The sequence below is a fragment of the Paenirhizobium selenitireducens ATCC BAA-1503 genome (assembly GCF_900492185.1).
Taxonomy (GTDB): domain Bacteria; phylum Pseudomonadota; class Alphaproteobacteria; order Rhizobiales; family Rhizobiaceae; genus Allorhizobium; species Allorhizobium selenitireducens_A.
On sequence record NZ_UEYP01000011.1, the window covers coordinates 87,908 to 113,023 of the forward strand.

At 60.4% G+C, this 25,116-nt stretch carries 25 protein-coding genes and 1 tRNA gene; 19 read left to right on the forward strand and 7 right to left on the reverse strand.

What is annotated here, in order from left to right:
• Positions 1 to 89 precede the first annotated feature (89 nt).
• Positions 90 to 1,016, forward strand: coding sequence for a neutral zinc metallopeptidase (locus RHIZ70P_RS17040; protein ID WP_115671684.1), 927 nt, complete (start codon positions 90 to 92; stop codon positions 1,014 to 1,016).
• 159 nt (positions 1,017 to 1,175) lie between these two features.
• Entirely contained in the window at positions 1,176 to 2,576 is a 1,401-nt protein-coding gene (locus RHIZ70P_RS17045) for an MATE family efflux transporter (protein ID WP_115671685.1), read from the forward strand.
• 37 nt (positions 2,577 to 2,613) lie between these two features.
• On the opposite strand, the gene carA is transcribed toward RHIZ70P_RS17045, so the two are convergent.
• Complete coding sequence (gene carA, locus RHIZ70P_RS17050) at positions 2,614 to 3,819, reverse strand: glutamine-hydrolyzing carbamoyl-phosphate synthase small subunit (RefSeq protein WP_115671686.1); 1,206 nt, start codon at positions 3,817 to 3,819, stop codon at positions 2,614 to 2,616.
• 326 nt (positions 3,820 to 4,145) lie between these two features.
• Here carA and RHIZ70P_RS17055 point away from each other — a divergent pair, with 326 nt between their 5' ends.
• Positions 4,146 to 4,598 carry a GatB/YqeY domain-containing protein gene (locus RHIZ70P_RS17055; RefSeq protein ID WP_115671719.1) on the forward strand — a complete coding sequence of 151 codons (453 nt, stop codon included), beginning with the start codon at positions 4,146 to 4,148 and terminating at the stop codon, positions 4,596 to 4,598.
• 146 nt (positions 4,599 to 4,744) lie between these two features.
• Here RHIZ70P_RS17055 and RHIZ70P_RS17060 read toward each other — a convergent pair whose 3' ends face one another.
• The gene (locus RHIZ70P_RS17060; RefSeq protein ID WP_147294014.1) at positions 4,745 to 5,299 is read right to left on the reverse strand and encodes a peptidase inhibitor family I36 protein; all 555 of its coding nucleotides are present in this window, start codon (positions 5,297 to 5,299) and stop codon (positions 4,745 to 4,747) included.
• 253 nt (positions 5,300 to 5,552) lie between these two features.
• Here RHIZ70P_RS17060 and dnaG point away from each other — a divergent pair, with 253 nt between their 5' ends.
• The 4 genes from dnaG (at position 5,553) to RHIZ70P_RS17080 (ending at position 12,694) form a co-directional block, all read left to right on the forward strand.
• Positions 5,553 to 7,571 (forward strand): DNA primase, encoded by a 2,019-nt coding sequence (gene dnaG / locus RHIZ70P_RS17065; RefSeq protein WP_115671720.1) that lies wholly within the window; start codon positions 5,553 to 5,555, stop codon positions 7,569 to 7,571.
• Positions 7,572 to 7,649: 78 nt separating this feature from the next.
• Positions 7,650 to 8,951, forward strand: coding sequence for an adenylate/guanylate cyclase domain-containing protein (locus RHIZ70P_RS17070; protein WP_235842258.1), 1,302 nt, complete (start codon positions 7,650 to 7,652; stop codon positions 8,949 to 8,951).
• Positions 8,952 to 9,367: 416 nt separating this feature from the next.
• The gene (rpoD, locus tag RHIZ70P_RS17075; protein WP_115671689.1) at positions 9,368 to 11,422 is read left to right on the forward strand and encodes an RNA polymerase sigma factor RpoD; all 2,055 of its coding nucleotides are present in this window, start codon (positions 9,368 to 9,370) and stop codon (positions 11,420 to 11,422) included.
• 162 nt (positions 11,423 to 11,584) lie between these two features.
• Positions 11,585 to 12,694 carry a DUF930 domain-containing protein gene (locus RHIZ70P_RS17080; protein WP_235842261.1) on the forward strand — a complete coding sequence of 370 codons (1,110 nt, stop codon included), beginning with the start codon at positions 11,585 to 11,587 and terminating at the stop codon, positions 12,692 to 12,694.
• Between the two features lie 33 nt (positions 12,695 to 12,727).
• On the opposite strand, the gene RHIZ70P_RS17085 is transcribed toward RHIZ70P_RS17080, so the two are convergent.
• Positions 12,728 to 13,333 (reverse strand): LysE/ArgO family amino acid transporter, encoded by a 606-nt coding sequence (locus RHIZ70P_RS17085; RefSeq protein WP_115671691.1) that lies wholly within the window; start codon positions 13,331 to 13,333, stop codon positions 12,728 to 12,730.
• Between the two features lie 93 nt (positions 13,334 to 13,426).
• On the opposite strand from RHIZ70P_RS17085, the gene RHIZ70P_RS17090 reads away from it, so the two are divergent.
• Positions 13,427 to 14,317 (forward strand): LysR family transcriptional regulator ArgP, encoded by an 891-nt coding sequence (locus tag RHIZ70P_RS17090; RefSeq protein ID WP_115671692.1) that lies wholly within the window; start codon positions 13,427 to 13,429, stop codon positions 14,315 to 14,317.
• Positions 14,318 to 14,400: 83 nt separating this feature from the next.
• Positions 14,401 to 14,775 carry a nuclear transport factor 2 family protein gene (locus tag RHIZ70P_RS17095; protein ID WP_115671693.1) on the forward strand — a complete coding sequence of 125 codons (375 nt, stop codon included), beginning with the start codon at positions 14,401 to 14,403 and terminating at the stop codon, positions 14,773 to 14,775.
• Between the two features lie 23 nt (positions 14,776 to 14,798).
• Here the strand turns inward: RHIZ70P_RS17095 and RHIZ70P_RS17100 are convergent, their stop codons facing one another.
• Positions 14,799 to 15,275: a heme-degrading domain-containing protein gene (locus RHIZ70P_RS17100; protein WP_115671694.1), complete on the reverse strand. Its 477-nt coding sequence runs from the start codon at positions 15,273 to 15,275 to the stop codon at positions 14,799 to 14,801.
• A gap of 191 nt (positions 15,276 to 15,466) precedes the next feature.
• On the opposite strand from RHIZ70P_RS17100, the gene RHIZ70P_RS17105 reads away from it, so the two are divergent.
• Together RHIZ70P_RS17105 and RHIZ70P_RS17110 are read left to right on the forward strand one after the other, a co-directional pair.
• Positions 15,467 to 15,889, forward strand: a complete 423-nt coding sequence (locus RHIZ70P_RS17105; RefSeq protein ID WP_115671721.1) for a secondary thiamine-phosphate synthase enzyme YjbQ — start codon at positions 15,467 to 15,469, stop codon at positions 15,887 to 15,889.
• Between the two features lie 161 nt (positions 15,890 to 16,050).
• Positions 16,051 to 16,416 (forward strand): hypothetical protein, encoded by a 366-nt coding sequence (locus RHIZ70P_RS17110; RefSeq protein ID WP_115671695.1) that lies wholly within the window; start codon positions 16,051 to 16,053, stop codon positions 16,414 to 16,416.
• Positions 16,417 to 16,521: 105 nt separating this feature from the next.
• Here RHIZ70P_RS17110 and RHIZ70P_RS17115 read toward each other — a convergent pair whose 3' ends face one another.
• Positions 16,522 to 17,262, reverse strand: coding sequence for an SIMPL domain-containing protein (locus RHIZ70P_RS17115; protein WP_115671696.1), 741 nt, complete (start codon positions 17,260 to 17,262; stop codon positions 16,522 to 16,524).
• Positions 17,263 to 17,417: 155 nt separating this feature from the next.
• On the opposite strand from RHIZ70P_RS17115, the gene RHIZ70P_RS17120 reads away from it, so the two are divergent.
• A tRNA-Ile gene (locus RHIZ70P_RS17120) sits at positions 17,418 to 17,493 on the forward strand.
• 109 nt (positions 17,494 to 17,602) lie between these two features.
• Positions 17,603 to 19,288, forward strand: a complete 1,686-nt coding sequence (locus tag RHIZ70P_RS17125; RefSeq protein WP_147294015.1) for a hypothetical protein — start codon at positions 17,603 to 17,605, stop codon at positions 19,286 to 19,288.
• A gap of 4 nt (positions 19,289 to 19,292) precedes the next feature.
• On the opposite strand, the gene RHIZ70P_RS17130 is transcribed toward RHIZ70P_RS17125, so the two are convergent.
• Both RHIZ70P_RS17130 and RHIZ70P_RS17135 read right to left on the reverse strand, forming a co-directional pair.
• Positions 19,293 to 19,571 carry a hypothetical protein gene (locus tag RHIZ70P_RS17130; RefSeq protein WP_115671698.1) on the reverse strand — a complete coding sequence of 93 codons (279 nt, stop codon included), beginning with the start codon at positions 19,569 to 19,571 and terminating at the stop codon, positions 19,293 to 19,295.
• Between the two features lie 154 nt (positions 19,572 to 19,725).
• The gene (locus RHIZ70P_RS17135; protein ID WP_115671699.1) at positions 19,726 to 19,962 is read right to left on the reverse strand and encodes a hypothetical protein; all 237 of its coding nucleotides are present in this window, start codon (positions 19,960 to 19,962) and stop codon (positions 19,726 to 19,728) included.
• A gap of 979 nt (positions 19,963 to 20,941) precedes the next feature.
• On the opposite strand from RHIZ70P_RS17135, the gene RHIZ70P_RS17140 reads away from it, so the two are divergent.
• The 6 genes from RHIZ70P_RS17140 to RHIZ70P_RS17170 all read left to right on the forward strand — a co-directional run bounded on the left by RHIZ70P_RS17140 (position 20,942) and on the right by RHIZ70P_RS17170 (position 25,108).
• Complete coding sequence (locus RHIZ70P_RS17140) at positions 20,942 to 21,379, forward strand: hypothetical protein (protein WP_113447222.1); 438 nt, start codon at positions 20,942 to 20,944, stop codon at positions 21,377 to 21,379.
• The gene (locus RHIZ70P_RS17145; RefSeq protein ID WP_115671700.1) at positions 21,376 to 21,708 is read left to right on the forward strand and encodes a hypothetical protein; all 333 of its coding nucleotides are present in this window, start codon (positions 21,376 to 21,378) and stop codon (positions 21,706 to 21,708) included. Before RHIZ70P_RS17140 ends, RHIZ70P_RS17145 begins: the two co-directional genes overlap by 4 nt.
• On the forward strand, positions 21,695 to 21,883 hold the full coding sequence (locus RHIZ70P_RS17150) for a hypothetical protein (protein ID WP_113447224.1): 189 nt from the start codon (positions 21,695 to 21,697) through the stop codon (positions 21,881 to 21,883). Before RHIZ70P_RS17145 ends, RHIZ70P_RS17150 begins: the two co-directional genes overlap by 14 nt.
• Entirely contained in the window at positions 21,883 to 22,176 is a 294-nt protein-coding gene (locus tag RHIZ70P_RS17155; protein WP_115671701.1) for a hypothetical protein, read from the forward strand. Before RHIZ70P_RS17150 ends, RHIZ70P_RS17155 begins: the two co-directional genes overlap by 1 nt.
• 141 nt (positions 22,177 to 22,317) lie before the next feature.
• Positions 22,318 to 24,423 carry a replication endonuclease gene (locus RHIZ70P_RS17165; protein WP_147294016.1) on the forward strand — a complete coding sequence of 702 codons (2,106 nt, stop codon included), beginning with the start codon at positions 22,318 to 22,320 and terminating at the stop codon, positions 24,421 to 24,423.
• Between the two features lie 319 nt (positions 24,424 to 24,742).
• Positions 24,743 to 25,108: a hypothetical protein gene (locus RHIZ70P_RS17170; protein WP_115671704.1), complete on the forward strand. Its 366-nt coding sequence runs from the start codon at positions 24,743 to 24,745 to the stop codon at positions 25,106 to 25,108.
• Positions 25,109 to 25,116: the final 8 nt, after the last annotated feature.

The following is a 25,116-nucleotide window of genomic DNA, read 5'->3' on the forward strand; positions in this document are numbered from 1 at the left end:
GCCGACTCTAATTTCCATGGCCGGTCGGAACGCTTTGCTTTATGAAGTGTTTCAAGCCGCAGGCATATGTGACGGAGAGGAACCGCATCATGGAATGGAAGGGTCGGCGTCAGTCGGACAATATCGAGGATCGGCGCGGCACGTCCGTCGGTCGGGGAGGCCTGGGTCGCAATCCGTTCGGCCGTTCCGGCATCCAGATCCCGATGGGTAGCGGCCGCCGAGGCGGCGGTTTGAGCATTGGCACGATCATTTTTCTCGTGGTCATCTACTTCGTGCTCAAGATGATGGGCATCGACATGCTGCAGATGCTGGGCGAGGGCACGGCGCCGCCTTCCGGTTATGAGCAGTCGACTGGCGAGCGTCCGACCACTCCCGCAGCCGACGAGATGACGGCCTTCGTCCGCACCGTGCTTGCCGAGACCGAGGACACCTGGAACGGCATCTTCCAGTCGGAAGGCCAGACCTATCAAGAGCCGACGCTGGTGCTGTTCTCCGGCCAGGTCAACTCTGCTTGCGGCTTTGCATCGTCGGCGACCGGGCCGTTCTATTGCCCGGGCGACCGCAAGGTTTACCTGGACACCGAATTCTTCACGCAGTTGCAGCAGCAGTTCGGCGCGTCAGGCGACTTTGCCGAAGCCTATGTCATTGCCCATGAGATCGGCCATCACGTGCAGAACCTGACGGGCGTGCTTCCGAAGTTCAACCAGCTGCGCCAGCAGATGAGCGAAGTCGAAGCAAACCAGATGTCGGTGCGCGTTGAATTGCAGGCCGATTGCTATGCCGGGATCTGGGCGAGCTATACCGAGCAGAAGGGCCTGCTCGAGGCCGGTGACCTCGAAGAAGCGCTCAATGCCGCCCACCAGATCGGCGACGACACGCTGCAGAAGCGCAGCCAGGGCTATGTCGTGCCCGACAGCTTCAACCACGGTACCTCGGCGCAGCGGGCGAAATGGTTCAAGCGCGGCTTTGAAAGTGGCGAAGTCTCGTCCTGCGACACGTTTTCCGGCTCGATCTGAGGCGCTTTTTCAGCTTCCATAAGGCTTTGTGATCGATCGACGATATTTTCTGCACTAAGCCGCTGCGGCTTGCTCCCGCGGCGGCTTTCTTCTATCCAGGGTCTACACGCCGCTCGCCAGCAATCTCTGGAAGCGGCTTTTTTCGTCTTGGATCGTATCATGTCTCGCCATTTTGCACCCGTTGGATCAGGCAGTCAGGCCAAAAGCTGGGCCTCGCACATTCGCGCGACGCTTGCGCTCGGCATCCCGTTGATCGGCGCGCAGCTCGCACAGCTCGGCATCCACACCACGGACGTGGTCATCGTCGGACAGCTCGGCGCGCAGTCGCTGGCGGCCATGGTCCTGTCGGGGCAGTTCTTCTTTACGATCTTCATCTTCGGGTCGGGTTTTTCCATCGCCGTCGTGCCGATGGTGGCGCAGGCCTTTGGGCGAGGCGACGTCGTTTCCGTTCGCCGGGCGATCCGCATGGGCATGTGGGTGTCGATCGGCTACACGCTTCTGACCGCGCCGCTGTTCTTCAATGCCGAGGCGATCCTCCTGATGCTCGGTCAGAAACCCGAGGTCGCGGCGCTTGCTGCCGACTATGTGATAATCGTGCAGTTCGGCCTCTTGCCGGCCCTGCTCTTCGCCGTGCTTCGGGCCCTGGTCAGCGCGATCGGCCGGGCCGGGATCATCCTCTACGTCACGCTCGCCGTGCTTCTGATGAATGCGGTGCTGGCCTATGCGCTGGTGCTCGGCCATTTCGGCCTGCCGCGGCTCGGGATGATCGGTGCCGCGATCGTCGCTGTGATCGTGCAGTGGGCGAGTTTCCTGTTCATGGTCGCCTATATCGAGACGCGTGAACAGACGCGCCGCTACGAGCTGTTCGTCCGTTTCTGGCGGCCGGACTGGCATGCTCTGTGGGAAGTGGTGCATCTCGGCCTGCCGATCAGCATCACGGTTCTGGCGGAGGTCAGCCTGTTTACCGCCGCCTCGCTGATGATGGGCAAGATCGGTACGATCGAGCTTGCAGCCCACGGCATCGCGCTTCAGCTCGCCTCGATCGCCTTCATGATCCCGCTCGGCTTGTCGCAGGCGGCAACGGTCAGGATCGGTGTGGCGCACGGACGAGGAGATTACCTCGACCTGATGCGGGCGGCCTACGCCGTGCTCGCGATCGCCAGCGCCATCGCCATTGCCGGCGGACTTCTGTTCTACCTGATGCCGAGGAAGCTCAGCAGCGCCTTCATCAACGCGACCACGCCGGAGGCCGCGGCCGTGCTCGACTTTGCCGTGCCGCTCGTCGTGATCGCCGGCATTTTCCAGCTGGTGGACGGATTGCAGGCAATCGCCAGCGGCCTCTTGCGCGGTTTGAAGGATGCCCGCATCCCGATGGTGATGGCCCTGGTCTCCTATTGGCCGATCGGCTTCTTCCTCGCATGGGTCATGGCCTTTCCGCTCGGGCTCGGCGGCATCGGCATCTGGCTCGGCTTCCTGATCGGCCTGATGAGCGCGGCGCTGCTGCTCTGCCTGCGCTTCTTCCACAAGGTGCGCCTTGAAATGAAAACGGCCCGGGTCTGACCGGGCCGCATCTTCGATTTCTAATGTGAGAGTCGGATCAGCGCTCTGCCAGCGCCGGCTCACCCTTCGTCTCGCGCACCATGTTGATGAAGCGGCGGAAGAGGTAGTGGCTGTCCTGCGGGCCGGGCGAAGCTTCCGGGTGGTGCTGCACCGAAAAGACCGGCTTGCCGGCGAGGCGCAGGCCGCAATTCGAACCGTCGAACAGGGAAACGTGAGTCTCTTCAACGCCTTCCGGCAGCGACTTCGAATCGACCGCGAAGCCGTGGTTCATCGAGACGATCTCGACCTTGCCGGTGGTGAAGTCCTTGACCGGATGGTTGGCGCCATGGTGGCCCTGGTGCATCTTTTCGGTCTTGCCGCCGAGCGCCAGGCCCAGCATCTGGTGGCCGAGGCAGATGCCGAACAGCGGCTTGTCGGCCTTGATGAGGTTCCGGATGACCGGAACGGCATATTCGCCGGTTGCCGCCGGATCGCCCGGGCCGTTCGACAGGAAGATGCCGTCCGGATTGAGAGCCAGGATGTCCTCGGCGCTGGTCGACGCCGGAACGACGGTTACCTTGCAGTCGAGGCCGGCAAACAGGCGCAGGATGTTGCGCTTCACGCCGAAGTCGACGCAGACGACGTGGTACCTGGCATCCGCCGGGCCGAGCGTCGAATAGCCTTCGTTCCACACCCAGGGCTTTTCGTCCCATGTCGAGGACTGGCCGGAGGTGGCGACCTTGGCGAGGTCGAGGCCGACGAGGCCGCTCCAGGCCTTGGCGTCGGCCTTCAGCGCGTCGATGTCGAAGACGCCATTCGGGTCATGGGCGATGACCGCATTCGGCGCGCCGTGCTCGCGGATCCAGGCGGTGAGCGCCCGGGTATCGACGCCGCAAAGGCCGATGATGCCGCGGGCCTTCAGCCAGGCGTCGAGATGCTTGACCGCGCGGTAGTTCGACGGGTCGGTGATGTCGGCCTTGAAGATCACGCCGACCGCGCCGTGGCGTGCCGCCGGCGTCAGGTCCTCGATGTCCTCGTCATTGGTGCCGACATTGCCGATATGGGGGAAGGTGAAGGTGACGATCTGGCCGAGATAGGAGGGGTCGGTCAGGATTTCCTCGTAACCGGTCAGCGCCGTGTTGAAGCAGACTTCGGCCTGGACCTTGCCGGTGGCGCCGATCCCGTGGCCTTCAATGACGGTGCCGTCGGCGAGGACGAGGAGCGCGGTCGGCTTGCGGGTGGTCCAGGGAGCTGTCGAGGTCATGTTCGTTCCTTGTCCGGCCGAGGCCGCCGATCCCTTGAAGAACCGGAGGTCACGCGCCATTTATGATCGCAGATCAAGGTCGCGCAGCAAAGCGCGCGCTTTTCCCCTGATTTCAATTTTCGTGCAGGTGCCGGAAAATAGACGGATCGATCCGCAAGGTCAATTCGTTGCTGTGGAAAGCGTGGAATTTAGCCCCATGTATTTCAATGGGTTGTCTAATTGATTTGCGCAGTGCGGCAGGGCTGGGTATGAGTCCGGCCGAAATGACAAGGAAAAGCCACAATTGGCGAAGCCCGCAGGCCGGCTGTTCCATGGAGATTGAAGAGATGATGCGCGACAGACTTACCGACGTTATGAAGGAATCGCTGAAGGCGAAGGACGTGCGCCGCACCTCGACCGTGCGGCTGATCCAGACCGCGATCAAGGATCGCGACATCGCCAATCGCGGTGTCGGCAAGGATCCGGTGACCGACGACGAGATCATGCAGATACTGATGAAGATGATCAAGCAGCGCGACGAATCGGCGCAAATCTATGCCGATAACGGCAGGCCCGAGCTTGCCGAGCAGGAGCGCCAGGAAATTTGCATCATCAAGAGCTTCATGCCGGAGCAACTGCCGGAGGAGAAGGTGCGCGAGCTTTGCGCTTCGGTGATCACCGAAACCGGGGCGCAAGGGCTGCGCGACATGGGCAAGTGCATGAACACGCTGAAGGAGCGCTATCCCGGTCAGATCGATTTCGCCAAGGCCTCGGGCGTGGTGAAGGATCTGTTGAAGTAGGCTGGCCCCGCATTCGTCTGCATTACGGCAAAAGGCAGCACTCGCGTGCTGCCTTCTGTATTTCAGACCTTCGAAAGAAGTCCCGGCGTGGATATCGGAATGCTAGTCCCTGCCAATCGGCTGGGCCAGCATAGTGTCGGTGCCGCTTACTTCACCTGCCAGGAAGAGACGGCATTATCGTAGTCGCCGGCCAGTTTCTCGATGCTTGTGGTCGTCTCCATGCACGAGCCGCCATAGTTGCCATCCGTGCAGATCTTTACCGTCACACTGCCTGCGACCTTGATCGAGGAGATCCGGTTGTCCCAGCCTTGCCCGATGGTCTTTGCGTGCGTTCCGCCCGTCGTGCAGAACTTCTCGCCCTTGTAGCCGGCATCTTCATAGAAACAGGCGTGGGCGGCAGCCGTCTCGGCAGCGGCCGAAGTGGCTGCCGTTACGACCGTATCCGGTCCGGTGCCGTCATCGGAATTCTGGTTCTGGTTCTGGTTCTGGTTGGTGTTCTGGTTGGTGTTCTGATTGTTGTTCTGATTGTTGTTCTGGTTGCCGCTTTGATTGTTGTTCTGGTTCTGGTTCTGGTTCTGTGCGATCTGCACATAAGCGGATGCTGCGCGGGAATTCTGTTCCGAATCCGTCAGCGGAGCGGCTGCCAGGGGCTGGGCAACCAGTGCGATTGCCGCGCTGGACAAAAGACAAAATCTGTTCATGGGTGATCCTCCGATATTGTTGCTGATGTGCATCGCTTACCAACCATTGATCCGCGGGCAAAAATAGTCTGCATCTTCCACGACGGCGGCGCATTGATCTTTGTCAATTCGTTCAATCGGGCGACGTATCGAGCCGGGGGGCATTCTGTTTGCCGTGAACCGGTTCGGCTGTGAATATTGGGCACTGTTGGTTGGAGCGATGGCTTTTGCCTCGGAGGCGGCCTATAGCGAACCATCTATCACAAGGGACATGATGCGCTTTTCCAACGACTTTCTCGACGAGATACGCGACCGCGTACCGATTTCCGCGGTGGTCGGTCGACGCGTGGCGTGGGATCGCAAGAAGACAAATGTGTCGCGAGGTGATTATTGGGCCTGCTGCCCGTTCCATGGCGAGAAAAGCCCGAGCTTTCACTGCGAGGACCGCAAGGGACGCTACCACTGTTTCGGTTGCGGCGTTTCCGGCGACCATTTCCGCTTTCTCACCGATCTCGAGGGGCTGAGCTTTCCCGAAGCGGTGCAGCAGATCGCCGACATGGCCGGTATCGCCATGCCGAAGGCCGATCCGCAGGCCGAGCGGCGGGAGAAGGAACGCACCACGCTGCAGGACGTCATGGAAATGGCGACGCAGTTCTTCCAGGACCAGTTGCAGACGGCGAGCGGCGCCAGGGCGCGGGCCTATCTGCGCGAACGTGGGCTTTCGGGGCGGACGATCGAAACCTTCCGCCTCGGCTATGCGCCGGAGAGCCGCAACGCGCTGAAGGAATATCTGGCCGGCAAGGGTGTGCCCAAGGAGCAGATCGAGGCCTGCGGCCTGGTGCGGCACGGGCCGGACATTCCCGTCTCCTACGATTATTTCCGCGACCGCATCATGTTCCCGATCCTGTCCTCGCGCGACAAGGTGATCGCGTTTGGCGGCCGCGCCATGGCGCCCGATGCCATGGCGAAATACATGAACTCGCCGGAGACCGAGCTCTTTCACAAGGGCAATGTGCTCTTCAATTTCTCCCGCGCCCGTCGTGCGCTCCAGGGCGCCGCCGGAGCCGACACGATCATCGCGGTCGAAGGCTACATGGATGTCATCGCCCTCCACCAGGCCGGCATCGAGAACGCCGTTGCACCGCTCGGCACCGCGCTCACTGAAAACCAGCTCGACCTGATGTGGAAGATGACGCCGGTGCCGGTGCTCTGCTTCGACGGCGACGGTGCCGGTCAGCGCGCGGCGTTCCGTGCCGTCGACCTGGCGCTGCCGCATCTGAAGCCGGGCCGGTCGGTCCGCTTCGCCATGCTGCCGGACGGCAAGGATCCGGATGATCTGGTAAAGCAGGATGGACGCGCGCCGTTCGACAAGGTGCTGTCCGAGGCCAGGCCGCTCGCGGAGATGCTGTGGGTGCGCGAGGCGGGCGGCGGGCAGTTCGACACGCCGGAAAAGCGCGCCGAGCTTGAGGCGCGGATGAAGCAGGTGGTCCAGGTGATCGCCGACGAAAACGTCCGCCGGCACTACCAGCAGGATGTCCGCGACCGGCTGAATGCCTTCTTCCAGCCGAACCAGGCGGCGCGCAACGAGCGTCGCGGCGGTTTCGAGCCGGGCAATCGCGGTGGCGGCGGCCGTGGCGGGGCGGCCGGGCAGGGGCGGTTCGGCGGTCGGGCGCCAGGGCCCTCAGCCGGGGGCGGCGGTGCGGTCTCGGACCGTCTGGCGCGATCCGGGCTCGTCAAGGGGCATCAGGACCAGCCGGCGCTTCGCGAAAGCGTGCTGGCGCTGACCATCGTCAACCATCCGCAATTGCTCCAGGACGATTACGACGAAATCGCCTCGATCGACTACGAGAACCGCGCGCTGCAGAAGCTGTGGTCCTCGCTTCTGACGATTGCCGCCGGCACCGGAGCCCAGCTCACCCGGGAGGTTTTGCTTGCCCGCCTGGAAGAGCAGGGTCATGGCACCCTGATCAAGAGCCTCGACCAGCAGATCCGAAATGCGCGCCTGTGGACCGCGACCGAGATCGCGGCCGCCGAGGATGCGGGCGAGGGCTATCGGCAGGCGCTCTCGCTGCACAAGCGCACCAAGGCGCTGAGGCGCCAGCGTATAGAACTGGAACGCGAAGTGGCCGAGGCCACCGAGGTCGAAGATGCCGAGCGGATCGGCCAACTGATCGGCGCGCTGCATGAGGTGCAGCTCGAGATCACCCGGATGGAGAACCAGGAAGCGATCATCGACGGTTTCGGAGTGATGTCCGGGCGTGTCAAGGGAGCAGCCACAGGTCACAATACGTAGAGCCAGTGGCGATTAAACGGTTGCCCTTGTCCGGCGGATGTACCATTCAGCAGTCACAACCGCAAAGCGGGACAGGTCGTGTCGACGCAGGAATTTCACATCTCAACCCCGCGCGGCTACCGGGCCGGGGCATCGTGGCAGCCGATGGCCTTGCTGCGGCTGGTGGCCGCAAGCGGCACGCGAGGGTATTCGCCGCATGTCCGCCGTCGGATGGCGGTCATCAATCTCGGTTCGCTGCTCGCCAGCCTGATGACCGTGCCCTATATCCTCTTCTATTCCTTTTACGATCTCGAGGCTCTCTGGCCGGCGGTGGCGCTGCTGTCCCCGCAGATCATAGTCTATGCGGCGACCCCGTATTTCCATCGTTTCGGGTCAGTCGCAGCGGCCGTCTACTTGTCGGCCATGTGGCTCGCCTACGGCGTCGGCTATTGCTTCCTCTTCGGCCGCGAATCCGGCCTGCATCTGTTCTTCCTGCCGGGGGCCGCAGCGACAATGTTGATCTTCGGGGCCGAGCGCCTGGCACAGTCGGCCGTCGTGATGGTCCTGGCGCTGGCCGCATTCCTGGCGACGGAGATATTCTTTGCGGGGCCGGCAGGATTTCTGAAGGTCGATCCCGCCGTTCTCGACATCCTGTTCTTCATCACTGTCCCTCTCGTGTTCCTTCTGATCTTCATGACCGTGCTCTTTGCCTTCCAGGAGGCCAGCCGGGCGGAACTGGCGCTCTTGAAGGAGCACCGTTTCTCTGAGCGCCTGCTGGAAAACATGCTGCCCCGTTCGGTTGCCTTGCGGCTCAGGCACAGCGAAACCGCCATGGTCGCCGATCAGATCGGCTCAGCGACCATTCTCTTTGCCGACATCGTCAATTTTACACCGCGGGTGGCCAAATGGCCGTCGCGCGACGTGGTGACCTTTCTCAGCCGGGTGTTCCGCAGTTTCGACGCGCTCGCCGCGGCCCACGGGCTGGAGAAGATCAAGACGATCGGCGATGCCTACATGGTGGCGGGCGGTCTTCCCGAGCCGCGCGCCGACCATGCCGAGAGCGTGGCATTGATGGCGCTGGACATACTGGAATGTTGCCGAAAGATCTCGGCGGAAGGCGGCGAGGCGGTCGAGGTGCGAATTGGCCTCGACAGCGGTCCGGTGGTTGCCGGCGTGATCGGTTCGAACAAGCTGCTCTACGATGTGTGGGGCGATGCGGTGAACACGGCGGCGCGAATGGAGTCCCATGGGGTCGCTGGCCGGATCCAGGTCGGGGACCGCGTGAAGAACATGCTTGAGGACCGCTTCGACTTCGAACTGCGCGGCGAGATCGACGTCAAGGGCAAAGGCCCGATGCGTGTCTGGTTCCTCAATGGCCTAAGATCACAAACCGGCCTTTAGACGGTTGGCTGGTGTACCGCGGTGACACGCGTGTCGCGGCCTTGCCGGCGCTGCCCCTTGTTTTCGGCGCTTTCACACCTACATTCGCCCACAGCGGTTTGCACAGGCGTAAGCGTTAAGAATTTTCCCGTTTTCCCGGGCAATCGTACCGGAAAAGCTTGACGGCAGGGAAAATTGTGGGAATCACCAGTACAGGCACACAAGGGTGAAGTGGGTCCAGCGAATCTCTAGTACCATGACCGGTCATTCGGAAGAACGAGGACTTTGCACGGCGGCGATGCGGTCCTTAGTTAATCGGGAATTAAGCACCATTCCGTTAGGTCATTGACAGAAATCGTAGCGGGCAGGGGCCTTGCGGCCACTCTCCGCTTTGCATCGTGCGGACAAGATCAGACGTCAGGAAAGCGACGAAATAGATGGCATCCAAAGTCAAAGAAAACGAAGAAGCAGACAGCGAACGCGACGGCGCTACCGACGGTCCGCTTCTCGACCTTTCGGATGACGCGGTCAAGAAGATGATCAAGGCCGCCAAGAAGCGCGGTTATGTCACCATGGACGAACTGAACTCGGTCCTGCCTTCGGAGGAAGTCACCTCCGAGCAGATCGAGGACACCATGGCCATGCTCTCCGACATGGGCATCAACGTCATCGAGGACGAGGACGCCGAAGAGGCGGCTCCGGCCGAAGACGGCGACGACGACAGCGACGGCGAGAGCGAGGGCGGCGAACTTGCGCCGTCTCAGGGCACGCAGCTGGCGACCGCCAAGAAGAAGGAACCGACCGATCGCACGGACGACCCGGTGCGCATGTATCTGCGCGAAATGGGTTCGGTCGAACTACTGTCGCGCGAAGGCGAAATCGCCATCGCCAAGCGCATCGAAGCCGGCCGCGAGACGATGATCTCCGGCCTGTGCGAAAGCCCGCTGACGTTCCAAGCGCTGATCATCTGGCGCGACGAACTCAACGAAGGCACGACGCTTTTGCGCGAGATCATCGATCTCGAAACCACCTATTCCGGCCCCGAGGCCAAGGCTGCCCCGCAGTTCCAGAGCCCGGAAAAGATCGAGGCCGACCGCAAGGCGGCCGAGGAGAAGGAAAAGACCCGGCGCGCCCGCTCCCCGAGCGGCGACGACGACATCACGGATGTCGGCGGCGATGGTGCTCCGCCGGAAGAGGAGGAAGAGGACGAGGACGAATCGAACCTGTCGCTCGCCGCCATGGAAGCGGAACTCAGACCGCAGGTCATGGAAACCCTCGACACGATCGCCGACACCTACAAGAAGCTGCGCAAGCTGCAGGACCAGCAGGTCGAGGCTCGTCTCGCCTGCACCGGCACGCTGTCGTCCGGCCAGGAGCGTCGCTACAAGGAACTGAAGGATCAGTTGATCACGGCGGTGAAGTCGCTGTCGCTCAACCAGAACCGCATCGACAGCCTCGTCGAGCAGCTCTACGACATCAACAAGCGTCTCGTGCAGAACGAGGGCCGCCTTTTGCGTCTGGCCGAATCCTATGGCGTCAAGCGCGACAGTTTCCTCGAGCAGTACCAGGGTGCTGAACTCGACCCGAACTGGATGAAGTCGATCGGCAACCTGTCGGCCCGTGGCTGGAAGGATTTTGCCCGCGAGGAGAACCAGACGATCCGCGACATCCGCGGCGAGATCCAGAACCTGGCGACCGAGACCGGCATTTCGGTGACGGAATTCCGTCGCATCGTGCACATGGTGCAGAAGGGTGAACGGGAAGCCCGCATCGCCAAGAAGGAAATGGTCGAGGCGAACCTGCGTCTCGTCATCTCCATCGCCAAGAAGTACACGAACCGCGGCCTGCAGTTCCTCGACCTCATTCAGGAAGGCAATATCGGCCTGATGAAGGCGGTCGACAAGTTCGAGTATCGCCGCGGCTACAAGTTCTCGACCTATGCGACCTGGTGGATCCGGCAGGCGATCACTCGCTCGATCGCCGACCAGGCCCGCACCATCCGCATTCCGGTGCACATGATCGAGACGATCAACAAGATCGTCCGCACCTCGCGCCAGATGCTGCACGAGATCGGCCGCGAGCCGACGCCGGAAGAACTGGCCGAAAAGCTCGCCATGCCGCTCGAAAAGGTCCGCAAGGTGCTGAAGATCGCCAAGGAGCCGATCTCGCTTGAAACCCCGGTGGGTGACGAAGAGGATTCGCATCTGGGCGACTTCATCGAGGACAAGAACGCGCTTCTGCCGATCGACGCGGCCATCCAGGCGAACCTGCGCGAAACGACGACCCGCGTTCTCGCCTCGCTCACCCCGCGCGAGGAACGCGTGCTGCGCATGCGCTTCGGCATCGGCATGAACACCGACCACACGCTCGAAGAAGTCGGCCAGCAGTTCTCGGTCACCCGCGAACGTATCCGCCAGATCGAGGCCAAGGCGCTGCGCAAGCTCAAGCATCCGAGCCGCAGCCGCAAGCTGCGCTCGTTCCTGGATAGTTGAGACGCACGACAGGTTCGACGAAATGACAACCCGGCCGGAGCGATCCAGTCGGGTTTTCTTTTGGCTCACGTCCACATCGGGCAAGGATCTCGCATCTGTCCCTTGATGGCGCCGTCTTTTGGGACCACATCAGCCACAACTTTGGAAAGCCTTTTGATCCGCATGGAAAAGACATCGGCAAGACGTTGGAGAAAGCTGGGTGGGGGCCTTGTCGTCTCGATCCTGCTGCACCTCATGATCTTTGCGGTGCTGTTCATCGACATGCCGGAGCCGATAAACCAGCCCGAGCCGGAAGAAAGCGTGGCCGTCGAGATCGTGCCGCCGCCGGAGGAGCAGGAGCCGGAGCCACCAAAGGCGGAGGAGGCTCACCCAGAGCAGCAAGAGCCTTCGAAGGAAGAGCAGGCGGAGCCGCCGCCGCCGGAGAGCGTGCCTGCACCGCCCGAGCGACCGGCCGAGCAGCCGCCGGTGGAGCAGCCCCCAGCCGAGCAGCCACCGGAAGAGGCGGCGGCCGATGAGCCGGCGCCGTCGCTGCCCTTGCTCCGGCCGGTGTTCGAGTTTGGTGAGAAGGACAGCGGTCCGCGGCAGGATACGAGCGGCAACGCGGTGGAGGAGGCCGCCAAGCCCGCCGAGATGCCGCCCGAAGAGAATGAGGTGCCGGTTGAAGAACCGGAGCCGGAGCCGCCTGCGGAAGAGGCGGTCGAGGAAGCCGATCAGCCGCCGGCTACGCCGCTGCCCGACGATATCGCCGTTCCAGAAATCGATGCCGCTTCGGCCGGGGACGAAAGCGACGGGGCGCAGCCGGCGCAGCAGCCTGACGATACCACCGTCGCCCTGACCCAGGACAGACCTGCGGAAAAGCCTGCGCAGCCGCTCGAAACATCGGCGGACGAAGCGGTGCAGGCGAAGACCGAGCTGGACGAGGTAACGAAACTCTATTCGACCAGCCTGACCGGAGACAGCGCCGCGATGACGGCGATGGGGGATATTCCACGTCCGGACCGGGCCGATCAGCTGTGCGTCACCGAATTGCGCGAGCAGTTGCGAAACGCTACGCCTGCCTACCGGCCCGAGCTCCTGCCATCCTTCCAGCTCAAGGACGGCGATGTCCTCACGGTCAACAAGGCGGCGTTTCGTGCCAATGGGCAGTGGTTCAATCTGCGCTTCCGCTGCGAGATCGACCCGGACGCCACCCGCGTCCTGTCGTTTGCCTTCGAGGTCGGCGTAGCGATCCCGAAGCGCGACTGGAAACGCTATGGGTTCCCGGAGTTCTGAGGTCCCGTTCGTCCTTCCCCGATCGGCGGCGGATCAACTGGTCCACACCAGACTGATTGCGATCGATCCCATCACCAGGGCGATCAGTCCGTCGAGGATCCGCCAGGCGGCGGGACGGGCGAAAAGCGGGCGCAGATAGCGCGCGCCGTAGCCTAGGGAAAAGAAGAACAGGAAAGACGCGGTCGTCGCCCCAAGGCCGAAGGCCAGTCCTTGGCCGGGATATTGGGTGGAGATCGAGCCGAGCAGGACCACGGTGTCGAGATAGACATGCGGGTTGAGCCAGGTGAGCGCCAGACAGGTGAAGAGCGCTGCGGCGAGGCTTTCCTGCGCTTCCCCTTCCGGCTTCAGCGCCGCATTGCTGCTGAGCGCTGCCCGCAGGCTACGAATTCCATAGAAGGCGAGGAAGGCGGCTCCGCCATAGCGCATGAGGGGCGTGAGCCAGGGCAGGGCGGCGATGGCCTTGCCGAGACCGGCGACGCCGGCGGCGATCAGCGCCGCGTCGGAGGCCGCGCAAGCGAGGCAGATGGCAAGCACGTGGCTGCGCCGCAATCCCTGGCGCAGCACGAAGGCGTTCTGCGCCCCGATCGCGACGAGCAGGCTGAGACCGAGGAAGAAACCGGCGGTGGCGGCAGTCAGCATGGCAAGGCTCCGGAAAGGTCTTCGCCTTGACTAGCGGGCTCTGGAAATTTAGAAAAGCTAATAATTCTTCATGCGCATAAGGAATTCTAATCAATGCTTGATTATGCGCTTCTCGACGCGCTGGTGTCTGTCGTGCGAACCGGCAGCTTCGAGCGGGCCGCCCGACAGATCGGTGTCACGCCTTCTGCGATTTCACAGCGCATCAAGCTGCTCGAAGAACGCGTCGGCTCGGTGCTCGTCATTCGGGGCCAGCCCTGTTCAGGGACTGAGGCCGGACTGCGGTTGGCGCGGCATGCCGAAGAGGTCGCGCTTCTGGAACGGACGCTGGCTCAGGATATGGGCCGCGAGGCGATCGATGGGCGGATACCCACCATCCGTATCGCCGTGAACGCGGACAGTCTGGCGACCTGGTTCGTCGCGGCAATGGCGGCGGTGCCGGATTGCCTGTTCGATCTGGTGCTCGACGACCAGGAACACAGCGCCGAATGGCTTCGCCGCGGCGAAGTCAGGGCCGCGGTCAGCGGCTCCGACGCGCCCGTGCAGGGATGCGACTGCCGGCCGCTGGGGTCGCTGCGCTACATTGCCACGGCGAGCCCGGACTTCGTGGCTCGCTGGTTTGCCGACGGGGTGACGACGAGGAACTTGGCGCGCGCGCCGGCGCTGACCTTCAATGCCAAGGACATGCTGCAGGCCCGCTGGATCGAGAAGCATGTCGGCGAGGGGGTCGTGCCTCCGACCCATTGGCTGCCGTCGTCGCAGGCCTTCGTCGATGCGACGCAAGCCGGTCTTGGCTGGGGGCTCAATCCGGAGGTTTTGGTGGCGGACGCCATCGCTGCGGGGCGGCTTGTGCCGCTTCTGCCGGACGCGGCTTATGATGTGCCGCTCTTCTGGCACTTCAGCCGGTCGGTGGCTTCGGCCCTGAGCCCGCTCAACCATGCGGTCGGCGAGACGGCGCGAACGGCGCTGCGCCCGCACGGCCGTTGAGGGTGACGAGCCTTTCACCGCCATTGCCGATATGTGCGCCGTGCCCTAGATGCCTGGGGAGAATTTCACCAAAGGATATTTCCATGCCGATCCGACAACAGATGTCACTGGCGATCCAGGCGCTCAACCAGCGCGATTTTGCCGCCCTCGAAGCCCTTTTCGATGCCGATGCGGTGCTCGACATGCCGGACGGCCAGCGGGTGATCGGCTTGGCGTCGATCCGCGACACGCTGTCGGCCTACCTGCTGCGTCACGACGCGCGTTTCGCCAATGGTGTTGCCATGGCCGACGAGGCCGGCCTGCGCGGCGCCTATGACGGCACGATCGACGGCAGCGACCGGGAGGGCAAGTCGAATACCGGCAAAGGCGGGCGGTTTTCGCTGCCTTGTGTGCTGGTCTTCGAAAGCGAGGACGATCACCTCACGCGGCTCAGCCTATACCTGTCGACCGCGCTCTGATCATCCGGAGACTGGCCTGGGGGCTATTGTTCCTCCGCCAGATAATCCTCGAGCACCCTGATGATCAGCCCGTGGTCATCCTCGGAAGCGAGACCCGACACGGTGATGGCCGCGACCACGCCGGTGCCGGCGACGCGCACCGGAAAGCTGCCGCCATGGCTGGCATAGTCGATCGGATCCAGCCCCAGTTCGGCGCAGATTTCGCGGCCCTTCAGCCGATAGTTTTCCCCCACCCGCATGGATGACTTGTGAAAGCGCAGCGCGACATTGCTCTTGCGGCGCGCCCATTCGTCATTGTCCGGCGACGAGCCGGGGAGAGCCGCATGGAACAGCACACGGTCCGCGGTGCGGATGTTGATGACCACCGGCAGGTCGCCGGCGCGGGCGGCACGCATCAGGTGCCCGCCAATCTCGATCGCGGTGATCTCGTCGAAGCCCTTGAATACCAGGGCTTCCTCCTGGTCTGCCAGGGTGTCGAGCAGGGTACGATCGTGCGTCATTCTTCTTGTCCTCATCCTTGGGCGTCAGTTGAGACTAGCGCCTGGCGCACGGCGCGGAAAGACCATGCCGATGTTTTGCGCCGGCCAGCCAACCGATGGCGCGATGCGGCCGGCGGCTCGCCCGACTTGACCTTCGCCGGACACCGGCGATAGTCGGCCTCCGGTACCGAAATGAGATGAAGGAGGTGGCGATGGTCTTGCGGCGGCTACAGATCAGGACCGACGGCCAGGGGCTTTACGAGTTCACCCGCGAGGCCGAGGCGTTTCTCAAGGAGGGCGACGGGGGCGAGGGCCTGCTCACGGTCTTCGTCCGTCATACTTCCTGTTCGCTGGTTGTCCAGGAAAATGCCGACCCCTCGGTGCAGAGGGACCTGAAGGCCTTCTTCGCCAGGCTGGTGCCGCCGTCCAGCGATCCCGCCATGGGTTGGATCGAGCACCGCCAGGAAGGGCCGGACGATATGCCGGCCCATATCAAGTCGGCCCTGACGCAGGTGTCGATCGGCATTCCCTTTTCCGGTGGTCGGCTGCTGCTGGGCACCTGGCAGGGGCTTTATCTCTTCGAGCACCGCGACGCGGCCCACCGGCGCGAGATCGTCCTGCACATGGCCGGTTGAGGCGGATGGTTGGAGCCGGACAAAGCGGCGCATATCCATGAACGATGGCTGAATAAGCGGTTCGGTTCGCATTCAGGCCACCCCTGGCACTCTCCTTTCAATCGCTGATGAGAGCGGGAGTTTTCCCCGGCCGAGACCGGGCAGCCAAAGGAGAGAGAACCATGGCCGGAATGCTTGCAAAACTGGGCTTTGCCGCCCTCGTCACCTTCGCCACGACCGTCGGCACCGTGTCGACCGCCGCCGCCGACTCGAACTTCGGCTGGGGCGTCTATGTCGGGGGCGGACCCGGCTACGACCGGCACTACCGCGACGACTACCGCCCGGGATGGGGCCACGAGCCGCGTCGCCATCGCCCGCAGGGCTGCTCGCCGCGGCGCGCCGTCGAGGAGGCGCGCTGGAGCGGCCTGCGCCGCGCCCGCGTCCACAATGTCACCCCGCGCCGCGTGGTCGTCGCCGGCTTCCGCCATGGCGAATTCGACCGGATGGTCTTCGCCAATGTCCGCGGTTGCCCGATCATCCGCTACTGACGACGCCGAGGATATGACGAAGAGAGGCCCGCCGAATGGCGGGCCTCCTCATGTCTGGCGCTCGGTGGCTTGAGGCGCGCGTCGCTGCTGGCGCCTTCTCACCCTTTACTGCGCGATGGCATAGGTGATGTTGACGGTTACCGTATATTCGTTCTCGCCCGCGGCGATCGGCGCTGCATCGGCCATTTCCTTGGCCATGGCCGCGCGGTACATGGGCTGCGGCATGGGACGGGCAAAATTCTCGCTGATTTCGATCACGCGGCCGAGCTTGACGCCCGCGGCTTCGGTCAGCACCCTGGCCTTGTCCATCGCTTCGGCCACCGCCTTCTTGCGGGCCTCGGCGATCGCGGCATCGGGATTGTCATTGGTGAAGCTGATGCCGCCGCCCTGGTTGACGCCGAGCTTGACCGCGGCGTCGATCAGCGCGCCGAGTTGTGACAGGTCGCGGACGCGCAGCGTCAGGCCGTTGGTGACCCGGTAGCCGACGATCACCGGCGCCTCGTAGGTGTCGTCGTCGGCCTTGTCCTGGCGATAGAGCGGATCGACGGAGAAGGCCGAGGTCTGGATATCGCGATCGGCAATGGACTTGGCCTTGAGGTCGGCGATCACTTCGGCCATGGCCTGGCTATTGGCCTTCAGCGCCGCCTCGGCGGTCTCGGCCTCGCGCACGACGCTTAAGCCGAGTACGGCCATGTCGGGGGCGATCGCCGCCTCGCCTTCGCCCGAGACGATGATGGTCGCTTCGCGGATCTCCGGCTCGGCGGCGAGCGCGGCAAGCGGCAGAAAAAGAGCGCAGGAAAGCGTGGCGGCAAGCGCGAGCCTTTGGGTCTTCAGGTGGTTCATCATGGTTCCTCGGATTGGCGTCCCTTACACTTGCCTTGATGACGGGTGATTGTGAAGCCATTGCGGCGAAGACTTGTCGCCTTCGGCGAATTGGGCTAGAGCGGTCGCTTCAAGGCGCGGGTGCCATTGCCCGCCGCCTGCGGCATCTCTGCCGGGCTGGGCCTGTAGCTCAATGGTTAGAGCCGGCGGCTCATAACCGCTTGGTTGGGGGTTCGAGTCCCTCCGGGCCCACCAATCGCCATAATCTATTGATTTTAAACGAGAATTTTCAAGGCGTTTTTTCACTGTACACGGCAAAATACCCCGCTACGTACACATTTCGAGCCGGTTTGAGAGGCGCGGAATGTATCTATGGAAACGAGAAAACGGATTCACTTATCAGCAAAGAATTCCCGTTAGCGTCGAATCTCAATTTGGGAAATCACCCATCCGCGTGAATTTGGGGCCACTTCCTGCCGCTGCGGCACGGAAAAGAGCAATTATTCTTTCGGGTGCGGCCATGCAATTGATGGACGATCCGACTATGACCAGAGAAACCCTCGTTCACAGCCTGCGTGCTCTGAATGCTGAGTTGCAAGTCCTCAAGCACAAGAACTTTCCTCTCGGCGCTCTTGTCGTAAGAGCAGGTCAGGAAGCGGACGAACTTGAAGCTGAGGGGGCTGAAAGCTACGCCCGCACTTTACGAGAAAAAGCTCAGCGGCTCGCCGCCGAAAAAGCGGGAATAGCTAATTTTCGACAGAGGCTAGAATCCATCGCTGACGCTCTTTCCAAGGACTCGATTGCCTGGGAGTCGGAACGAGAAACCTTTCAATCCGTGGTGCGCACCCTTGGTTCTTTGGGCGCTCCGGTTCACTTGCCTCAAGTTCAGCGTGAGCAGCAGGTTCAGCCTCCTGAGCCTCAACCCACCGAATATCGGGATGCGCGAACGGTGACGGCATCCACCAAGTTCAGCGTCGCAGGCCGCGTAGTTCTCGATGCTCGAAAAGAAGCGCTGGACAACGGTGATAAAGATAGAGTTCGCTATGAGGAGCGGCTTGAAAACACGTTCTCGGCGTTCCTGAACGTCGTCGGCGATCATCCACTCAGTTTCTATTTGCCTATACACCTTCAGGACTTTGCGACGGTTATGGCAAAAGTTCCCAAAAATCGGACGAAGCACCCAATCTTCGCCGGTCTGAATCTGAAGCAGATGGTCGAAAAGAATGACAAGTTGCCAGAAAAGGACCGCATAAACAGCTTGTCTCAGACGACTGTTAAAGAGCATGTCGCCCAGATTAAACTCATCTGGGAGAAGGCAACGGCTGGTGTTACCGGAATTCGGGACATCCGATCATTTAACGTCACTATGCCCACCGCCGCCACACCTGCCATTAATCGGGAAGGCCTGCCACCACTTTCGTTGAACACATGGTTGGCGGACAGTGTCAGTTCCAGGATAATGAAAAAACCGCATAAGGCTTGGTTGCCGCTTGTCGGTCTTCTGACGGGCATGCGGCTTTCCGAAATTGTCTACCTTCAATCGTCTGACATTGTCACCATCGAAGGGAATGAGGTTTTCGACCTGCGACTGCCATTGACCATTGATGGCAAGAAAGTTGATCGACCGCTAAAGACTCGTACCTCTGTGCGAATTGTTGCAATCCACCCTCTCCTTCAAGAATGTGGGTTTATCGATTTCGCCAAAAAGCAACGAGGGCGTGGGGGATTTATCTTTCCCCATTATCATACTGCACGAGACCCCGCTGACGCGGCTCAGAAGCAAATGTCGAATTGGATGGGGGCGCTCGACATCCACGAGTCTCAGCGTCAAGTTTTTCATTCGTTGAGACACAACGCAAAATCATGGTTCCGAATAAATGTCGGCGATGGTCTTGCAGACAAGCAATGCGGACATTCTGCTTCAACGGTCGGAGCTAAGTATGGGTTTAAAGCGATGGAGCCGGAAGAGATTCAAAAGATAATGTCTATTCCGGCCCCGCGCGGCGTCGACTTCTCACCATTCATCGAATGGCGACGTCGGACTGAGTAAGTGGCTACTCCGCCCGGTCGCGCTCAACGAGCGCGATGTAGCCAAGGAATTCGCCGCCTTCAGCAAGCTCCTCGGCGTCATCTGCGGTGAATTCGTCGTCGGACTTATATACGCTGAAGTACCAACGGCGCTTAGCCTCTACGCTGTTGCGCCGGTCGTATTCCGAAACGTCGAAATATGCGTAGTCGGATGCGCCGATCTCACCGACCTTCTCAACGGCGGCTTGAACGGTTTCGCCTGAAAGCCAGACGTTTCCACTATTCTGACAAACGAGATTAATCATAACATTTCCTCTGCTTTCGCGTTGAACAAGATAAACGGCACGCAAGCGGTGATCGATTGCGCTGATATGAGCCGCATCACTGCGTTTGCAGAGGAAAATACAGTCCATGGCTCTCCAGACTGGTACGCCATATTTAGGGGCCGATCTAAGTACGTCAAGCCGTCAGCTTGTAGAACGCCCGCAGCCCGTCCCTTTGGATTTCCCGCTTCAACTCAGCCGCTGCTCCAGGCAGACGGGACTTGCGCACGAGGCGCTTTTCCGCGCTTCCGTGTGCCTGAATATAGATCGCCGCGACGTAGCAGAGGATGCCGCCGTTCTTGTCCGCCTGGGACACTTCAACGATCTCGACGTTAACTGTCAGACCTTTGATTTTGGTGATCTGCTGGCGCATTGAAATCCCTGCTTTCTCTTTGAATTCATTGAGAAATATATAGCAGAGATTGGGATTCTTGAGAATCCTTTGGCCGGGAAAGATGTCGTGGATGGGATAGCGTTCGTTAACCGGGTCGTTCGGATTCTAATGATTTTTCAGGGGGATCGTTTGCCTTGTTTCGGGTGCCAAACGGAGCGGGAGGTCGGTCAATGGGACTCTGCGGGAGTGGTGCGGGCGCAGGGAGCGTAGCGACTGAGCCACGGTCCCGCTGAGTGCCGTTGACGGACCGCAGCGACCCAATCCTACCGCAACCGGAGCAGGACAAGGAGGGCACAGCCCGTAATGCCCTGCTCCGGACTAGCCCCCCGGCAATGAGGGTGGAGGCGGGCAAGGCCGCAGGCCGCGACAGGGGGCAAAGCCCCCGCGAGGTACGTCAGCAAAATTTTTTTTGAGGGAGGTTTCGGGACCTGATTTCGAGGAAAATTTTCTGAAAACGGTTGTTTGTCAACGGAATAACAGAAAGCAAAATGCAACTTGCATTTTGCACTTTGCTTTGTTTTCATTGGCTTTTTTAATCCGCCTCTTGCGCTATTTTCGCTCTTCACCTACCTTTGTTTGCAGGAAAGCCGATCAGGGTTTTTTGTCACCCCTAGGGGGATTGGAATTAAAGTTCTCGGACTTTTATTCAGCTTGATCGGTCTTTCCTATCGCCTGGGTCCAAACTTGGCATGGATTTGAACGAACGGACTTTCACCGCCGTGTAGGTGACTCTGAAGGCACATGCGGCCCTGAATAGGTCGCGTTGTACCGCCGAATAGGCGGCTCTTCTATTCCCTGCGTCAGCAGGGATGTCCCGCTTCTGTCATCGACAGTGGCCTTTCTCTGCTTTGGCAGAGTCAGGGAGCGCATCCGTGCGCTCCCACTTCTAACCATCATCAACAATTTGGGCGTCCGTTCCCACGGAAGGGCGGAGCTTTGCCGAACGAAAGGAATGTAAATGAGCCAAGAAATGGTTATGCCGCCGCGCCACGGCTTTCGGCTTGATGCCGAGGGTGACGGATGCGCCAACTATCTGAAACAGACGAACGGAAGGGCGGAGAAGTACGCATACGACGTTCGCGACCTGCGCCGTATAGCGTCGAATTTGGAGAAGGAGCTTGATGGCGCTGGTATTGCGCAAAGCAATCGGACGGGTGTTACCGCCGTAGTTCGCAGTGCTGGGCCTGATCGGTCGCGGAAAACGGCTCGTTGGACGCCGCAGGCTATAGGCACGGTCGTTTATCTTCGCCGCTATGATGGCGGATGGCGGCTTATGATGGCTGATCGCGTGACCGTGTACGCGGGACAGGCTGAGAAGCACAAGATTGCAATCGACCGTAGCGAGTATGCCGCCATTCAAGAGCGAGCAGTCTCAAATTTTGAGGTTGCGCCATGACGCTCCACCGGAAAACCCATGACGCCTCTCACATGCTCCGCATGGTACGCGAGAAAACCGCTGAAATCGAAGCTGGCGAATACCGTCTTCGCTACGATGAAATTCCGGGCAGCACCACCATAACCTACACCGTGGGTTTCGCGCTGGATCGCTTTGAGGAAATGGGAAGCAGTCGCTCCACGCAGGGCGCGTTTGACACGCTCGACGCGGAACAGATTCGTGTTTGCCAAATCATCCGCAAAGAGCGCGGCCTGCCGCCGCTCCAGTATCGCCAAAGCCACCACCTTCACGGGTTTGTTTACTCAGGGGGGCAACATGGCGGCAAATGAAATCGATTTTGGCGAATTCTACGCACGCTGGCGTACGGAGCGGTTGGCCAAGCTAGTTGCGGGGCAACCGCCAGAGTTCTGGGCGGCGGTCGGCGAAAAGCTCGATAGCTCCCCTGATGAGACCATCACCATGGATGAGCTTATGGCGCTGCTGCACGACCGGGAGTTAGGTTGATGTTCATACAGCTTTCAAAGGACGACGAGTCTCTCCGCCACGACAGCGTATATCTGGAGATTGGGCTATGCGTGGCCGCCGTTGCGCGTGGCACGTCGGTTCATGATCTCCAATGCTCATCCACCATACAGATGGCCGTTGCTTTCGTCGTCGGAGATCGGGTGTGGAAGACAAACTGGAGCGACGAAGCAATCTGGCGGATGCTCGATAGGTGGCAACGTCTCGCGGTCTTTGACCATGGCGTTCACCCGACATTCGCAGCCGTAGCACTCGATGACACTTTCGGCATCTGATCGATTGACGCCGATTCCGCCTGCCATGACCATAAAAAAAGACGCCATCTCTGGGGCGGGAACCCCTCCGGCGTCTTTCAATCACTGTTTTATAAAGATGAACGAATTCATGTTTATTGTAAAGCTCCCATTGACGATTGAGTGACCGCCCGGCTGGGACATAACCCAGCCGATGAAACGCCCCATTCTGTCACAAAAAAATGTCAACATTACTCGCCTAAAGGTTGCGATGAGGCGAACAGCCAAACCTCCCTTCATCTTGGCGTAGATGACGTCCATGGGCCTCAGCCCTTCATCGACGCGTTTGCGGATAGTGATGCGCCGCACTGCGGTCCCGGTGCGCAGCCGAAGGCACCGGGAATTGCAGCCTCCAAGAAAAAGCGGAAGTCGCCGCAATCCAATTTAAAAAAGTATCGCCATGCGATGGACGCACTTGTCCAAGGCGTCGAGTATGACCCCGGATATCGGCGTCCCGACAAGAAAATCGCTTGGATTTTCGAGATTATTGAGCGGTTCCAATTAGTTCCCGATCATTCGAAGGCTTTTGGCTTTCCTCGCCTATCGGATGGCGAAATCGAGACCGCTTACGCGGCGCTGGTCTCGTACGGAACCTCGACTATTCTCGCTTTCGAGAATGCCTTGTCGCGCATTGAAGGTCACGAGCGGCTTCTGCATCTGTGCTGGCTGGCTCGCGACATCTTGAAGCTTCCACGGGCGGTTTTCGACCTCATCAGCATGTCCGACGACGAAATTCTTTCGCTGAGCAGTCGGCAGTCTCGCAATATCCGCGATCTTCATAGCGGGCTGTACGCCAGGCTCGAAGAGACGGACCAGATCGTGTTCGACAATTTCAACGAGACCTGGGATTTCCTGAGAGTTCATCACATGTTGCCCCTCAACGAGGCGCACATCGTGGAGAGCCTGAAGGCTTTTTCAACAGAGCATCGCATCCGGATTTTGAAGCAGAAGCGGAAAGAATGCAGCCTGTGGCTATCTCAGGTTCTGGAATTGGTCGGCGATCACAAGGGCCGGATGTCCAAAAAATTCGTCTCCGATGCGGAGCTATCAGCCTACAGCCATTCTCAGATGGCGCAGGAGGAATGGGCGACGCGGCATGAACTCGTAGACCATAAACGGGATGTGCGTGTGAGCATGTACACCGTCACGTCAACGAAAAAAAAGTCGCAGTTGTCGCAATTCTACGCCATCGCGAAAGGCATAGAGCAGATCGCGACCGAAGCCGGTTGGGATTATGCCATGCTGACGCTCACCTTGCCCGGAGAATGGCATTCCGCTCGTACGGGCAAGGCTGGTGGCCGAAAATCTGAATGGAACATGGCAACCCCCTTAGAGGCCGCCCGCGAACTTCAAAACCGGTGGAACTCTGTCTCGACCAGACTGAAACAAATTCTGGGCAAGAACGGGCTGGGTTTTTCCATGAAGGAGCCGCATGCAGACGGCACAGCACATATGCATGCCATGATCTGCGCTCCGAAAAAGGTGCTTATCCGGGTACGCGAGTACATGATCGACTACGCATCTCGTGAAGGCGATGAGGATGTTTCGCTTATCCCTCGCGGCGTTTTCGAAAACACGAAGAAAACGAATTCCGATGGCAACATTGTGTATCAGACCATCCTCACCGACTTTCTGGCCTGGAAGCCGCAAGGAGCGGATTTGAAGGACGGGAAAAAGGCATCGTCACCGGCATCGTACATGTTCAAATACCTCTCGAAGGGCTTGCTGAATGCCGACGTCAGCGCCTGGAAATCATGCGTAGCCGTCCGACAGATTTCCTGGATCAACTTCGGTCGGGGCTTCGTGGCAAAATGGCAGGCATGCTATCAGTCCTCGAAAGCGGAAGATGATTTCGGGCAAACCGACGTCGCACAAGCCTGCGGGGCAATGAGCCGTCGCGACTGGGGCAATGCCCTATCGCTCATACTAGGGCTTGGATGCGCCAAACCCGATTTCATCTGCCCGGTCAAAGAAGGTCAGCGGCTTTACACAGCCACAGAACAGCGCGTCAACCAGTACCAGGAAGAGCGCATCATCCTGACCGGCTTTGCAACGGTCGAGGACGGCGAATTTCTGTCGCACCGATCAAGGCATAATTGGACGATGGAAAAAGTCTCAGCGACGGCCGTGAATGATGCGATGAAAGACCCCAAGCTGAAGGCGGCTCGCGATCTTACTGCCGAGCAACTTCTTGCGGACATCATGAAGCTGCCAGAAGCCGAGACATAGGACCGCATGGCGGGCCCAAGGCGGCGTAGCCGCACTTGGGTAACTGTCCATAACTCAAAATGACGCTCCTGGGAGTGACATTTTGACGTCGCCACCCCGGCGATAGAGGGGTCTCCATGAAATGGCCTCTCTGGAAGAGGCTCCCCGCAGGGTCACCCCGAAGGGGTCCGGCTGAAGGCCCCCTCCGGGAGGGACCGACGTGCACCTTGGTGTTAGTAGTTGGTCACTACTAATTTGATTCCGATACCAAAAATCACTTTGCGCCCATTGTTTTCGCACCCAGAATTTCAGGAGTAATTTCCTATTTTGGAGCGAAGCGATGAAAGAATATCAGACACATCAGATAATTGACCGCATCATTGAACTGGATAATCGGCACATCGGAGTTGCGAGTTCTCTGCTTGCAACCATGATTGATGATGACCCTGAACTTGCTCGGACTTGGCTTGATCTGGCCGCCGACGCCTCAAAAGACGGCATCGATCCGCGAGGTTTGCTTATTTTGCCAGAGGATGTGTTTCATGCCCTCAACTCGCACATCCGGTATGGCTATGTGATCGAATGGCTCGCAAAATGGTCGGTCGAGTCTTTCCATCTGAAAGACGAACTTGCGGCACGTTTGCCGGGCAGATGGGATGAGGCTGATATTGTTCTGGCAACAGAGCATAGTCGCCGCACAGGCTGAGGTAGCAA

Coding starts and splice junctions, on each gene's coding strand:
- RHIZ70P_RS17140 (WP_113447222.1), top strand. CDS start 20,942: ATGAGCCAAGAAATGGTTATGCCGCCGCGCCACGGCTTTCGGCTTGAT.
- RHIZ70P_RS17115 (WP_115671696.1), bottom strand. CDS start 17,262: ATGATGAACCACCTGAAGACCCAAAGGCTCGCGCTTGCCGCCACGCTT.
- RHIZ70P_RS17040 (WP_115671684.1), top strand. CDS start 90: ATGGAATGGAAGGGTCGGCGTCAGTCGGACAATATCGAGGATCGGCGC.
- RHIZ70P_RS17150 (WP_113447224.1), top strand. CDS start 21,695: ATGGCGGCAAATGAAATCGATTTTGGCGAATTCTACGCACGCTGGCGT.
- RHIZ70P_RS17110 (WP_115671695.1), top strand. CDS start 16,051: ATGGCCGGAATGCTTGCAAAACTGGGCTTTGCCGCCCTCGTCACCTTC.
- RHIZ70P_RS17055 (WP_115671719.1), top strand. CDS start 4,146: ATGATGCGCGACAGACTTACCGACGTTATGAAGGAATCGCTGAAGGCG.
- RHIZ70P_RS17155 (WP_115671701.1), top strand. CDS start 21,883: ATGTTCATACAGCTTTCAAAGGACGACGAGTCTCTCCGCCACGACAGC.
- RHIZ70P_RS17135 (WP_115671699.1), bottom strand. CDS start 19,962: ATGCGCCAGCAGATCACCAAAATCAAAGGTCTGACAGTTAACGTCGAG.
- carA (WP_115671686.1), bottom strand. CDS start 3,819: ATGACCTCGACAGCTCCCTGGACCACCCGCAAGCCGACCGCGCTCCTC.
- RHIZ70P_RS17100 (WP_115671694.1), bottom strand. CDS start 15,275: ATGACGCACGATCGTACCCTGCTCGACACCCTGGCAGACCAGGAGGAA.
- RHIZ70P_RS17060 (WP_147294014.1), bottom strand. CDS start 5,299: ATGAACAGATTTTGTCTTTTGTCCAGCGCGGCAATCGCACTGGTTGCC.
- RHIZ70P_RS17085 (WP_115671691.1), bottom strand. CDS start 13,333: ATGCTGACTGCCGCCACCGCCGGTTTCTTCCTCGGTCTCAGCCTGCTC.
- RHIZ70P_RS17145 (WP_115671700.1), top strand. CDS start 21,376: ATGACGCTCCACCGGAAAACCCATGACGCCTCTCACATGCTCCGCATG.
- RHIZ70P_RS17170 (WP_115671704.1), top strand. CDS start 24,743: ATGAAAGAATATCAGACACATCAGATAATTGACCGCATCATTGAACTG.
- RHIZ70P_RS17080 (WP_235842261.1), top strand. CDS start 11,585: ATGGAAAAGACATCGGCAAGACGTTGGAGAAAGCTGGGTGGGGGCCTT.
- rpoD (WP_115671689.1), top strand. CDS start 9,368: ATGGCATCCAAAGTCAAAGAAAACGAAGAAGCAGACAGCGAACGCGAC.
- RHIZ70P_RS17125 (WP_147294015.1), top strand. CDS start 17,603: ATGTATCTATGGAAACGAGAAAACGGATTCACTTATCAGCAAAGAATT.
- RHIZ70P_RS17045 (WP_115671685.1), top strand. CDS start 1,176: ATGTCTCGCCATTTTGCACCCGTTGGATCAGGCAGTCAGGCCAAAAGC.
- dnaG (WP_115671720.1), top strand. CDS start 5,553: ATGCGCTTTTCCAACGACTTTCTCGACGAGATACGCGACCGCGTACCG.
- RHIZ70P_RS17130 (WP_115671698.1), bottom strand. CDS start 19,571: ATGATTAATCTCGTTTGTCAGAATAGTGGAAACGTCTGGCTTTCAGGC.
- RHIZ70P_RS17105 (WP_115671721.1), top strand. CDS start 15,467: ATGGTCTTGCGGCGGCTACAGATCAGGACCGACGGCCAGGGGCTTTAC.
- RHIZ70P_RS17090 (WP_115671692.1), top strand. CDS start 13,427: ATGCTTGATTATGCGCTTCTCGACGCGCTGGTGTCTGTCGTGCGAACC.
- RHIZ70P_RS17095 (WP_115671693.1), top strand. CDS start 14,401: ATGCCGATCCGACAACAGATGTCACTGGCGATCCAGGCGCTCAACCAG.